This window comes from Clostridium sp. ATCC 25772, from assembly GCF_001573875.1.
Taxonomy (GTDB): domain Bacteria; phylum Bacillota; class Clostridia; order Clostridiales; family Clostridiaceae; genus Clostridium_J; species Clostridium_J senegalense.
In genome coordinates this window covers 1-13,513 of record NZ_LFRG01000015.1, presented here as the reverse complement: position 1 = coordinate 13,513, position 13,513 = coordinate 1, and the positions used below count along the sequence as shown (strand labels likewise).

The window sequence follows — 13,513 nt, the reverse complement described above, 5'->3', positions numbered from 1 at the left end:
ATATATATAAAATCATGGGGAGGATAAATAAATGGCAAATTCATTTAAACAAATTATTGAAAAAGTTAAAGCACAACCGATGAAAAAGGTAGCAGTAGCTGTGGCTCAAGATGAGCCAGTTTTAGAGGCTATAAGGGATGCTAAAAATAATAAAATAGCAGACGCAGTTTTGGTGGGAGACAAAGAAAAAATAATTTCAATTGGTGAAAAAATTGGAATGGATATGAATGAATTTGAAATAGTAGATGAAAAAAATGCAAAAAAAGCAGCATTAAAAGCAGTTGAACTAGTTTCAAGTGGAAAAGCTGACATGATGATGAAAGGATTAATTGATACAGCATCATTTTTAAGAGCTGTATTAAACAAGGAAGTGGGATTAAGAGCAGGAAAACAAATGTCTCATATAGCTGTTTTTGAAATACCTGGATATGACAGGATGATATTCTTAACAGATGCAGCATTTAATATGTATCCTGAACTAAAAGAAAAAGTAGACATTATAAATAATGCAGTTAAGGTTGCAAAAGCAACTGGTATAGAAACACCAAAAGTAGCACCAATATGTGCAGTAGAAGTTGTAAATGAGGCAATGCCAGCAACTTTAGATGCAGCAGCTTTAACAGCTATGAACAATAGGGGACAAATTAAAGGTTGTATAGTTGATGGACCATTAGCATTAGATAATGCTTTATCAGAAGAAGCAGCAAAACATAAAGGTGTTTCAGGACCAGTTGCAGGTCATGCAGATATACTTTTAATGGCAAATATAGAAGCAGGTAATGCAATGTATAAATGTTTAACATACACAACTGAATCTAAAAATGGAGGATTATTAGCAGGGGCAGCTGCACCGGTTATAGTTACTTCAAGAGCAGATTCACCAGAGACAAAAATGAATTCAATAGCACTAGCAGCGTTAGTTGCTCACAATAAATAGGGTTTAATCACGTTACAATTTTAGGAGGGAAAAAAGTTATGGCATTTAAGTTACTTATAATTAATCCAGGTTCAACTTCAACAAAAATAGGGGTTTATGAAGATACAAAACCTGTATTAGTAGAGACATTAAGACACACTTCAGAGGAAATAGGAAAATATAAAAATATATATGATCAGTTTAATTTTAGAAAAGAAGTTATTCTAGATGTATTAAAAGATAAAAAATTTGATATTAAAGAATTAAACGCAGTAGTTGGTAGAGGTGGACTTTTAAAACCAATAGAAGGTGGAACTTATGAAATAAATGATTCCATGATAGAAGATTTAAAAGTTGGAGTTCAAGGACAACACGCATCTAACTTAGGTGGAATTATTGCGCGTGAAATTGCAAATGACTTAAACATAAGATCATTCATAATTGATCCAGTTGTTGTTGATGAATTATCTGATGTTGCAAGAATATCAGGAATTCCAGAAATAGAAAGAAAAAGTATATTTCATGCACTAAATCAAAAGGCAGTAGCAAGAAGATTTGCTAAAGAAACTGGCAAAAATTATGAAGATCTAAATTTAATAATTGCACATATGGGTGGTGGAGTTTCTGTTGGAGCACACAACCATGGAAGAGTTATCGATGTAAATAATGCATTACATGGAGATGGACCATTTTCACCAGAAAGAAGTGGTGGAGTGCCAATAGGAGATTTAGTAAACATGTGTTTTAGTGGTAAATACACTAAAGATGAAATAAATAAGAAAATAACAGGTAAAGGTGGAATAGTAGCATATTTAAATACTAATGATGCTAAAAAAGTAGATGATGATGCTGCTGCTGGAGATGAAAAATCTAAATTAATATTTGATGCTATGGGATATCAAACAGCTAAAGAAATAGGCGTATGTGCTGCAGTATTAAAAGGAAAAGTTGATGCTATTATACTTACAGGTGGTATAGCTTATTCAAAAGCTATGGTAAGTTATATTAAAGAGAGAGTAGAATTTATTTCTCAAGTAGTTGTTTACCCAGGAGAAGATGAATTATTAGCATTAGCAGAAGGTGGATTAAGAGTATTAAATGGTGAAGAAACAGCTAAGGAATATAAATAAGCTAAATAATTTTTAGATAGTTAGTATCTAAAGAGAAAAGGTGATAATATGAGTAGAATTAGGGTTTTTACAGGTCATTTTGGTAGTGGAAAAACTGAAATAGCAATAAATTATGCAATTGATTTGGCGAAAAAAGGTGAAAAAGTTGCTATAGTTGATTTAGATATTGTAAATCCTTATTTCTGTGTAAGAGACTTAAAAAAGGATTTAGAAGAAAATTATAACATAAGAGTAATATCATCTAATCCTGAGTATGTGAATGCTGAGCTAATGGTTGTTCCAGCTGAAGTTATGGCTGTTTTTAATGATAAAAGTTATGAGGTTGTTTTTGATGTTGGTGGAGATGATGCAGGAGCTGTAGGACTTGGCCAATATAATAAGTTTTTTAAAGAAGAACCGTATGATATGTACTTTGTCATAAATAATAACAGACCACTTACATGTGATGATAAAGGTGTTAAAGAATATATAGATGCTATACAAAAGGCATCAAGGTTACAAGTTACACATTTAGTGTCTAATACAAACTTATCTTATGAAACAACTAAAGAGCATATTTTAAAAGGTGATAAGTATGTTGCGAATTTATCAAAGGAAATTAACATACCTCATCAATTTACAGTTTGCACAACTGATATGGTTGATGAAGTGAAAGATAGCGTTAGCGCTGAAGTATTTCCTATAAAAATATACATGCTACCACCTTGGAGAAAATAACAGAAAAGTAAAATCATATTTCCTATAATAAGTTAAATATTATAGGAAATATGATTAATTTTTTATATAAGTAATTATATAAAGCTGATTTGCATAAAGTTAATATAGACCTAGTCAACTAAAAGTTCTATAGTATTTTTACGTGGTTTACAATAAAAATACAATGAAAGTTCTAAATACAAAAAAATTATAAAATAGAATTTAATGAATTGTTAGAATATTATTAATAAACTGAATTGACAACGTATTCAAAATAGAGTTACAATAAAAGTACAAGCATGATTTGGAATTAAGTGTTATTTGAAGATTTAAAAATATGGGTAGCTTAGATATATAAAATTATCTTTGTATATATATTTTATATTGAAGTTGCAACATTATAAGGAGGGAAAGTTATGGCAAAGGTTAGCTTCAGAGAAGAAAGATGCAAAGGTTGTGGAAATTGCATCGTGGTATGTCCTAAAAATATAATAAGTTTTTCTCAAGGGTTAAATGTAAAAGGATATCATCCAGCAACAGTAATAGAAGAAAAACAAGCTGAATGCATAGGGTGTGCATCATGTGCAAAAATGTGTCCAGATCTTGTAATTACAGTTGAAAAATAAGGAGGGTTATTTCATGGCAGATAAAATTTTAATGAAGGGTAATGAAGCTATTGGCGAAGCTGCTATAAAAGCAGGTTGTAAGTGCTTCTTTGGATACCCAATAACACCACAAACTGAAATATCAGCATATCTTTCAAGAAAGATGCCAAAAATAGGAAGAGTATTCCTTCAAGCTGAGAGTGAAATTGCAGCTGTTAACATGGTTTATGGAGCAGCAGGAACTGGAGTTAGATGTATGACATCTTCAAGTTCTCCAGGAATAAGCTTAAAAGCAGAAGGAATTTCATATATAGCAGGAGCTGAATTACCATGTGTAATTATAAACATAGTAAGAGGAGGCCCTGGACTTGGTAGTATACAACCAGCACAATCAGATTATTTCCAAGCTACCAAAGGTGGCGGACATGGAGATTTTAACATGCCAGTATTTGCACCAGCTTCTATACAAGAAATGGTCGATATGGTACAAGAAGCATTTGATGTTGCAGAAATGTATAGAACTCCTGTAATGATAATGGGAGATGGAATGATTGGTCAAATGATGGAGCCAGTTCAATTTAAAGAAAGAGAAGAAAAACAATTACCTGAAAAAACTTGGGCTGCTAATGGATTGTATGGAAGAAAAAAACACAATGTAATAAATTCTCTGTACTTAAAAGCAGAAGTATTAGAAGAACATAATAAGCATTTACAAGAAAAATATAAAACTATAAAAGAAAATGAAGTTAAATATGAATTATTTAACTGTGATAGAGAAAATGATTTAGTGTTAGTTGCTTATGGAACAACATCAAGAATTTGTAAAAATGTTGTTAAAATGGCTGAAAAAGAAGGTATAAAATTAGGTTTAATTAGACCTATAACATTATGGCCATTCCCAACAGAAGCCTTTGATAAAACTGTAAATTCAACAAAACATGGATATTTATCAGTTGAGTTAAGTTGTGGACAAATGGTTGAAGATGTTAGATTAGCAGTTGAAGGCAAGAAACCAGTAAATTTCTTTGGCAGAAGTGGTGGAATGGTTCCAACACCAGAAGAAATACTTTCAAAAGTTAAAGAACTAGTAGGAGGTGCTAAATAATGGCTATAGTATTTGAACCAACAAAAGCATTATTAGATGTTCCTACTCACTATTGTCCAGGATGTACTCATGGAGTTATTCATAGATTAGTAGGAGAAGTTTTAGATGAATTAAATGTTATAGATAAAACAATAGGAGTTGCTCCTGTTGGATGTTCTGTTTTAGCTTATGATTATTTTGCATGTGATATGTTTGAGGCAGCTCACGGTAGAGCACCTGCTGTAGCAACAGGAATAAAAAGATCTAATCCAGATGCTGTAGTATTCACATATCAAGGTGATGGAGACTTAGCAGCTATAGGTACAGCTGAGATAGTTCATGCTGCAACAAGAGGCGAAAATATAGTAACTATATTTGTAAATAACTGTATATATGGTATGACTGGTGGCCAAATGGCACCAACTACATTACCAGGACAAGTTACAGAAACATCTCCTTATGGAAGAGATGTAAACATTCAAGGACATCCTATAAGAGTATCAGAGATGATAGCAACTTTAGATGGAGCTTGTTATGTAGAAAGAGTTTCTGTTGATAGTGTTCCAAATGTTAATAAAGCTAAAAAAGCTATAAAAAAAGCATTTGAAAATGCTATAGCAGGAAAAGGATTTTCACTAGTAGAAGTATTATCAATTTGCCCAACTAACTGGGGTTTATCTCCTAATGAATCTATGGAGTGGTTAAGAAACAATATGATGCCACACTATACTTTAGGAGTAAAAAAAGATAATACAGAGGAGGTGAAATAATATGGCATCACAAGATATAATTTTTGCAGGTTTTGGTGGACAAGGAATACTTTCAATGGGTAAGTTTTTAGCTTATGCAGGTATGGATGCAGATAAAAATGTTTCATGGTTGCCATCATATGGACCAGAAATGAGAGGGGGAACTGCAAACTGTTCAGTAATAGTTACTGATGATGAAGTAGGATCACCAGTAGTTACTAATCCGTCTACAGTAGTAGTAATGAATAGACCTTCTTTAGACAAATTTGAGAATGATTTAGTAAAAGGTGGACTATTAATAATAGATAGTGATTTAGTAGATAGAGAGCCAGAAAGAAGCGATATTGAAATATTAAGAATACCAGCACAAACAGAAGCAACTAAATTAGGAAGTAGTAAAATAGCAAACATGATACTTTTAGGTGCATTAGTTGCAAAAACTAAAATAGTTACAATGGATGAACTGTTAGCTGCATTAAAATCTCACGGAAAAGAGAAGTTCTTTGAGGTTAATAAAAAGGCCTTAGAACTAGGCGCAAATTATGTTAAATAATTAAGCGAAATAGTTGAAGTTAATAAGTATATAAATAAAAGGGACTATCTAAACATAGAATTAAAATTCTATGTTTAGATAGTCTTTTGTTTTAAGTAGTTAAAAAGAGGAAGCCTTATTGTTGGTTTCCTTCACGTAGTCTTTAAAATTACATTTAGGACAAGAAATTATTTTATATTTAAAACGTTTTGTTGATAGAGTAAAGGATTTAAAATTGTATGCAGTGATGTGACCACAATTAGGGCAAATAAAGAAAAACTTCTTAAGTATTACTTTTATAGCTATACCAATAAATAAAAAACATGTTAAAGAGAATAATATTGGTAAGATATATTTAACAAATAAAGTCATATAAAAACTCCTTATATATATATTTATAAATAATTTATTAGAGAAAATAAACTATTTCAGATGTCTTTTGTGTATAGCCATCTATATATTTTATTAAAAGAGGAAAATGGCTATAACTAAAAATAGTAGAATTTATTATAATTTTTAACCAAAGTTAAGTTTTTTATAATGAAATAAGCAAAAATCCTTATTTATAGATATAGTTATTTATTTAACAATAAAAAAAGAAGATTAGCGTAACAATGTTACGCTAATTAGTGTATAATAAGGGTAGTGATAAATAGAAGAAAAGTTATTAACAAAAACTGTTGATAACTTTGTTGAAAAGGTGGGAATAAATTGTGGATAATAAAAATATAATAAGCGATTTAATTATATCTGGAAGTTGTACTGCTAGTGGAGGAAGGTATAATAAAGTTATTTCAAATGGTTCAGGAAAGATAAATGGAGATATATATTGTGATGAATTTAAAATCAGTGGTTCTACTGTGGTTAATGGCTCTGTTGAAAGTAATGGACAATTAAAAATGAGTGGTAGTGGAAAAATAAAAGGCAATGCTAAGTGTGATACTTTAAAGACTAGTGGCAGTTCTAAATTTATTGGTAATCTAAGTTGTAATGAAGGGGCTGTTAGTGGAAGTTGTAATATTGAAGGTGAAATAAAGGCAAATATTTTTGAAATAAGTGGGGGATGTACTATTTTAAAAGATGCATCAATTGAAAATTTGAGAGCTTCAGGTGGATGTAATTTTCATGAAAGTGTTACTAGTAAAGAAATGGTAGTAAATGGAGGGATTAAAGTTTCAAAGAATGTAGAAAGTGAAATTTTTAAAGCTTCAGGATCCTTTGAAATAGGACAAATGTTAAATGCAGATGAGGTTTTCATTAAACTTGGTGGTTTTTGTAGAGTTAAGGAAATAGGTTGTAGTAAAATAGAAGTTAATAAAAGTTTTGGTAAATCTATAATAAGAGATTTTATTAGCATTTTTTCAAAGAATTTAGATATGGAATTAGAAGTTGAAACTATAGAAGCTGATTATATCTATCTAGAAAATACAAAAGCCAAAGTTGTTAGAGGCGAAAATGTAATAATAGGTAAAAATTGTAAAATAGATTTAATAGAATATAAGAATGAGTATAAATGCGATGAAGAAAGTGTTGTTAATAAAGTAGAAAGAATTAATTGCTAAAGATGATTTAGTAGGTGGTTTCTGTATGATTTTATAATGATTTATCAATAATAAGACAAGGAGTTTTATAGAAAATCAAATGATTAAGGGGTAGGTATGTTATGGCGCTAGATTTTAAAAAATTGGAAAATTTAAAAATACAAAACACAACTAATATTAAAGGCGGAAATTTTAATAAAGTTACAATAACTGGAAATGCATGTTTTGAAGGGGATATTTCATGCAAAAATTTTTTATCTAAAGGTAGCTGCAATGCTAAGGGCAATATAGAAGGAAAAAACATAGTTATAAGTGGAAAGGCTTCTATAGATGGTAATATAAAAGGCAAAACTGCAAAATTGCAAGGTATTATAGCTACTAAGGGGAATGTAGATGTAGAAGATTTAATTATAGGGGGAAAGGTTTCTATAGAAAAGGATTTAAACTGTAAAATTTTCAATCTTCCTGGAGTAGGTAGTATAGAAGGCAACATAAATTCTGAGTGTGTTTATATTGCAGGTGCTAGTCATGTGAAAAAAGATATAAATACAGATATATTTGTTTTAAGTGGAGGAATAGTACACCAAGGAGTGTTAAATGCGCAAGATGTGAGTATAACACTAGGAAGTAAATCGAAGATGAACAATATTAAGTGTGAAAAAATAAATATAAAAAAGCCAGAAAATACTTCTAAACTACTTTCACGATTACTTAAAAAGTTAGTGAAAAATGAAGTTTCTATTGAATGTAAGAAAATTGAAGGTAAGAAAATATATTTGGAAAATACTAAAGCTGATTTAGTTAGAGGAAAAGTTGTGGTTATAGGTGAAGGGTGCAATATTAAAAAGGTTGAATATGAGGAAGAATTTAAAGTTATTCAAAATGGAAAAGTAGTGAACAACATAAAAATATAATTAATTTTAAATAAAACTGATGTAGTACACATCAGTTTTATTTAAATATGTCTTATTGTGTATAGAAAAAATTTATATTATAATGTAGTTTGTGTATTTATGTATATTTTAAATAGGAAATTTACAATATATGCATAAGGTTTATTTAGTCATCTTTAAAGAATGAATGCTCTTTAGGTGGCTTTTTATAACATTAGGGATAAAATAAATTTAATATTTTTATGTGGCATTTTTTATATAATATATTTTAAGGTAAGGGTGAAGTATATTAACATATCTAATGCATTGTTTTTATTTCTTACATAAATAATTGATAAAAAGTGTCTAATAATAAGAATAATGTATAGAATTTATGAGAATGTAATTTATTTGTCATTAAAATATTAGCATATTAGGTTAAATTAGTATTGTTATACTATATAAGAGGAAAGAGGTTGTCAAATGAGTAGAATGTTTGGTACTGATGGAGTTAGAGGAATAGCTAATAGTGAATTAACAGTTGAACTTGCATATAATTTAGGAAAAGCTGGAGCGTGTGTTTTAACTGATACAATGCACAAACCTAAAATATTAGTTGGAATGGATACTAGAATATCAAAAGATATGTTAGAGAGTGCATTAGTTTCTGGAATACTTTCAGTAGGAGCAGAAGCTATATGTGTTGGTGTAATTCCTACTCCTGCTATTGCATATTTAACTAAAAAATATGGTGCAGACGCAGGTGTTGTTATATCTGCATCTCATAATCCTGTTGAATACAATGGCATAAAATTCTTTAACAAAGAAGGATTCAAACTAAGTGATGAATTAGAAGATGAAATACAAAAATTAATAGAAGATAAATTTGCAGGAGTACCTGTTGTAACTGGTGAAAATGTAGGAAAGAAAATAGTTGTAGATAGCGCAGTAGATGATTATGTTAAATTTGCAGTATCTACAGTTAATGGCGATTTAAAAGGAATGAAAATTGCTATAGATTGTGCTAATGGTGCATCTTATAAAACTTCAGAATTAGCTCTTAAAAAATTAGGAGCAGAGGTTTTTGCTATTAATAATACTCCTGATGGATGTAATATTAATAAAGATTGTGGTTCAACACATCCAGAGCAATTAATGAAACATGTAGTTGAAAATAAATGTGATTTAGGATTAGCATTTGATGGGGATGCTGATAGATGCTTAGCTATAGATGAAAATGGTAAATTGATAAATGGTGACTTCATGATGGTTATAGCAGCTAAACACTTAAAATCACAAGGAAAACTAAATAAAGATACAGTTGTTGTAACTGTTATGAGTAACTTAGGCTTAGATATAGCCTTAAAAGAAGAAAATATAAAAACTATCAAAACTAAAGTTGGAGATAGATATGTTTTAGAAGAAATGAAAAAAGGTGGATATAGTATAGGTGGAGAACAATCTGGTCATGTTATATTCTTAGATTATAATACAACTGGAGATGGTCTAGTTTCAGGAATACAATTAGCAGCTACAGTTAAAGAAAGTGGAAAAACTTTAAGTAATCTTGCATCAGTGATGACAGAACTTCCACAAGTTTTAGTAAATGCTAGAATTCCAAATGATAAGAAAAATATCCACAATGAAGATGAAGAAATAAAAAATGAAATAGCTAAAATGGAGAAAAAACTAGAAGGTGAAGGAAGAGTATTAATAAGACCTTCTGGAACAGAACCATTAGTAAGAGTAATGCTTGAAGGTAAAAACCAACAAGAATTAGATGAAATGGCACATGCTTTAGCTAAGTTAATAGAAGAAAAAGCAAACTAAATTATATAAAGACAGTATAAAACTACCTTTAAAATGGATGTGAATTTGTTTTAAAAGTAGTTTTTTTATAAATATTTAAAGGGAATTTCTTTTATTTTAAAACTTAGTTTAAAATTTCAGTGATATATTTATAAAATCATATAATGTAATCTTAATTCTGTTAAAAGAATAATAATACATAATAAATGTTTAATAATATAGAACAAAGAGAAGAATAAAAATAAATTGTATATCATAAATAAAAATATTTTAAAATTATTATTATTCTAATATTTAAAAAAACATTTTTGAAAATTTTCATGGAAAAAAAATCCATTGACCATTGATATACCGTTGAATATAATAAATTGAGGTTTAATTAATATTAAACTATAAATTCAAAAGCGCCAGGACTTGGAAAAATTAATTTTGTTAATAGGTGGATATGCTAGGCTGTGTTTACATTAGAGTTAAAATAGCAACATTCATTTATGAGAAATTTTTAAATTTTCAAGTTGACGAGGATGGGGAGTATCGAATCTTCGGCGGGTGCCCCACGGTATCGCACTACCGTTAAAGATTGATAAAAGCAAAAAGCGATTTTTGTCACAATATCAATCAGGTGTTAAAACCTTTCAAATGTAGGGAATGTAGGTTTGTATTTTTTGTAAACCCTATAATAAGCCCTATAATAAAAATATTTAAATATCGGAGGAAGATTTATATGTGCGGAATAGTAGGTTATTTTGGAAACAGAGAAGCAGCACCATTACTAATTGAAGGATTAAGCAAGCTTGAGTATAGAGGATATGACTCAGCAGGTGTTGCAATAATCGAAAATGGAGAAATTGAAGTTACTAAATGTAAAGGAAGATTAAAAAATCTTGAAAATAAATTAGAAGAGTCTCCTATACATGGAATGGTAGGAATAGGTCATACTAGATGGGCTACTCATGGACAGCCATCAGATGTTAACTCACATCCACATTCTAATAAAGAACAAACTATAAGTGTTGTTCATAATGGAATAATAGAAAACTATCTAGAATTAAGAGAATGGTTAACTTCAGAAGGTTATGAGTTTAAATCTCAAACTGATACAGAGGTAATACCAAACTTAGTAGATTATTTCTATGAAGGAGATTTATTAAAAGCTGTTATAAAAGCTACTGAAAAAATGGAAGGAAGTTATGCTATAGGAGTTATAGCTAAAAACGAACCAGACAAATTAGTAGCAGTAAGAAAAGACAGCCCACTTATAGTAGGTATTGGAAAAGAAGAAAGCTTTATAGCATCAGATATACCAGCAGTACTTGCTCAAACAAGAGATGTATATCTATTAGAAGATAGAGAATTTGTTATTTTAACAAAAGAAGGCGTTAAAATAGTAGATTCTAATGAAAATGCAATAGAAAAAGAAGTTTATAAAGTAACTTGGGATGCTGATGCAGCTGAAAAAGGTGGATATGAGCACTTCATGTTAAAAGAAATTCACGAGCAACCAAAGGCTATAAAAGATACTATGACATCTAGAATAGTTAAAGGTCAGCCAATAAAATTAGATGATATAACTATAACTAAAGAAGAAATCAAGAAGTTAAATAAAGTTTATATCGTAGCTTGTGGAACAGCTTATCATGCTGGAGTAGTTGGAAAATACGTTATAGAAAAATTAGCTAGAATACCAGTTGAAGTTGATATAGCTTCAGAATTTAAATATAGAGATCCAATCATTGATGAAAATTCATTAATGATAATAATAAGCCAATCTGGAGAAACTGCAGATACAATGTCAGCATTAAGACTTGCAAAAGAAAAAGGTGCAAGAGTAATAGCTGTAACAAATGTAGTTGGAAGTACAGCATCAAGAGAAGCTGATGATGTATTATACACTTGGGCAGGACCAGAAATAGCAGTTGCATCAACTAAAGCTTATGTAACTCAATTAATAGCAATGTATATAATCGCATTATTCTTTGCACAAAATAAAGAAACTGTATCTAATGAAAAATTAGAAGAGATAAAAGAAGAGATGTTAGCTCTACCAGAAAAAGTAGAAAAAGCATTTGAGTGTAAAGAGGCTATTGAAAAAATGACTGCTGAAACTGTAAATGAAAAAGATATGTTCTTCCTAGGAAGAGGACTAGACTACGCTGTAGCACTAGAAGGTTCTTTAAAATTAAAAGAAATATCTTATATTCACTCAGAAGCATATGCTGCTGGAGAGTTAAAACATGGTCCAATAGCATTAATAGAAGAAGGAACAGTTGTAGTAGCTTTAGGAACACAAGAAGAGTTATTTGATAAAACAGTAAGTAACGTTCAAGAAGTTGTTTCAAGAGGAGCAAAAGTTTACGCTATAGCTAAGGAAGGACACAAAGAAGTAGAGAAAACTGCTAACAGTGCAATCTACGTTCCAAGAGTAATGGACTTACTAGCACCAGTAGTAACAGTAATACCACTACAATTATTCTCTTACTACATGTCAATAGCAAAAGGCTGTGACGTAGATAAGCCAAGAAACTTAGCAAAATCAGTAACAGTTGAATAATAAAAGAAGATAAAATACAGACCGTATCAAATTTGATACGGTCTTTTTATATGTAAAATTATATAAAAAACAACTATAGTATATAAAATTAGGTTAATTTATTGTAAAGATAATTAGAATACTAGTTTAGGGGACTGGCTTTGATTTATAAATTTATTAATCAATAATTTGGGAGAGCAACATATTTAATCGAAGTAAATGAACTTCCCGTGCCTGTCCCTTTTGTTGTGGAAGTATACATAGAATTTAAAACTTTATATATATTTTAATGAAAGATAGGGTTAACTTTATGTACGCAATTGAAAGCTTATAATATATTTAAATACTAAAATTACTTTTGACTATTTTAAGATTTTATAGCGAGATTGATGCCAAGAAATAATTTAAAACGTTATTCAGGAGAATGCCAAAGAAACTCTAATATATTTTAGTCCGATTCTTAAGACTGAACTGCTGAATCGCCGTCCATGGCTAGGCAGTCGCGAAACCCGTCCTTGGGTTTCGGTCCTAAAAATTAAAAAAAACTCATAAGAGTTTCTAAGTCACAACTAAAAATCATAACTAACTTAAAGTTCTATTTACCATTAAAAAATATCTTAGGTAAGTGAACAACCCAAAAATTGAGTTTGAAATTCTATATTAATACATTTGTTATGTTTTAAGTAGCTTTATTTAAGAGCATATATAAATGACTAAACTTGTAATAGACTATGTTAATATATCTATAATAATTATGGATGAGATATAAAATGAAATCAAAAAAATTATGCCTATTCTTTCACTTGTACTTGTTGTGAATCCAATGAATGTGTTTGCATAAAGTAACATACAATAGCTTTAAAGTATTTTTATACAAAATGTAGTGTTTCGGAGCATGGCTCACTATTTTAGGTATCCAAGTTTTGAAATGGATAATTTTAAAAGTCAACTTGGAACCCTATATAGGGATGCAATCTATAACTTAAATTTATACATCAAATTTTTGTTATCAGTTGAGAAAAATAAGTATAAATATAGTTAGTTAAGAA

11 protein-coding genes are annotated in these 13,513 nt (G+C 29.7%); all 11 read left to right on the top strand.

Going from position 1 to position 13,513, the window contains the following annotated elements; genetic code table 11:
• Positions 1 to 31: 31 nt before the first annotated feature.
• The 11 genes from ptb to glmS all read left to right on the top strand — a co-directional run bounded on the left by ptb (position 32) and on the right by glmS (position 12,485).
• Entirely contained in the window at positions 32 to 937 is a 906-nt protein-coding gene (gene ptb / locus AZI32_RS08020; protein ID WP_061995347.1) for a phosphate butyryltransferase, read from the top strand.
• Between the two features lie 38 nt (positions 938 to 975).
• The gene (gene buk, locus AZI32_RS08015; protein WP_061995346.1) at positions 976 to 2,046 is read left to right on the top strand and encodes a butyrate kinase; all 1,071 of its coding nucleotides are present in this window, start codon (positions 976 to 978) and stop codon (positions 2,044 to 2,046) included.
• 48 nt (positions 2,047 to 2,094) lie between these two features.
• On the top strand, positions 2,095 to 2,763 hold the full coding sequence (locus AZI32_RS08010) for an ATP-binding protein (protein ID WP_061995345.1): 669 nt from the start codon (positions 2,095 to 2,097) through the stop codon (positions 2,761 to 2,763).
• A 395-nt stretch (positions 2,764 to 3,158) separates the two neighbouring features.
• Positions 3,159 to 3,368: a 4Fe-4S binding protein gene (locus AZI32_RS08005; protein WP_010295052.1), complete on the top strand. Its 210-nt coding sequence runs from the start codon at positions 3,159 to 3,161 to the stop codon at positions 3,366 to 3,368.
• A gap of 13 nt (positions 3,369 to 3,381) precedes the next feature.
• On the top strand, positions 3,382 to 4,452 hold the full coding sequence (locus tag AZI32_RS08000) for a 3-methyl-2-oxobutanoate dehydrogenase subunit VorB (RefSeq protein WP_061995344.1): 1,071 nt from the start codon (positions 3,382 to 3,384) through the stop codon (positions 4,450 to 4,452).
• Positions 4,452 to 5,201 carry a thiamine pyrophosphate-dependent enzyme gene (locus AZI32_RS07995; protein ID WP_010295049.1) on the top strand — a complete coding sequence of 250 codons (750 nt, stop codon included), beginning with the start codon at positions 4,452 to 4,454 and terminating at the stop codon, positions 5,199 to 5,201. The genes AZI32_RS08000 and AZI32_RS07995 overlap by 1 nt, the downstream gene beginning before the upstream one ends.
• A gap of 1 nt (position 5,202) precedes the next feature.
• Positions 5,203 to 5,733 carry a 2-oxoacid:acceptor oxidoreductase family protein gene (locus tag AZI32_RS07990; RefSeq protein ID WP_061995343.1) on the top strand — a complete coding sequence of 177 codons (531 nt, stop codon included), beginning with the start codon at positions 5,203 to 5,205 and terminating at the stop codon, positions 5,731 to 5,733.
• Positions 5,734 to 6,425: 692 nt separating this feature from the next.
• Positions 6,426 to 7,274: a polymer-forming cytoskeletal protein gene (locus AZI32_RS07985; RefSeq protein WP_061995342.1), complete on the top strand. Its 849-nt coding sequence runs from the start codon at positions 6,426 to 6,428 to the stop codon at positions 7,272 to 7,274.
• 101 nt (positions 7,275 to 7,375) lie between these two features.
• Entirely contained in the window at positions 7,376 to 8,167 is a 792-nt protein-coding gene (locus AZI32_RS07980; RefSeq protein ID WP_061995341.1) for a polymer-forming cytoskeletal protein, read from the top strand.
• 441 nt (positions 8,168 to 8,608) lie between these two features.
• On the top strand, positions 8,609 to 9,955 hold the full coding sequence (gene glmM / locus AZI32_RS07975) for a phosphoglucosamine mutase (RefSeq protein WP_061995340.1): 1,347 nt from the start codon (positions 8,609 to 8,611) through the stop codon (positions 9,953 to 9,955).
• 703 nt (positions 9,956 to 10,658) lie between these two features.
• Positions 10,659 to 12,485, top strand: a complete 1,827-nt coding sequence (gene glmS, locus AZI32_RS07970) for a glutamine--fructose-6-phosphate transaminase (isomerizing) (protein ID WP_061995339.1) — start codon at positions 10,659 to 10,661, stop codon at positions 12,483 to 12,485.
• Positions 12,486 to 13,513 lie beyond the last annotated feature (1,028 nt).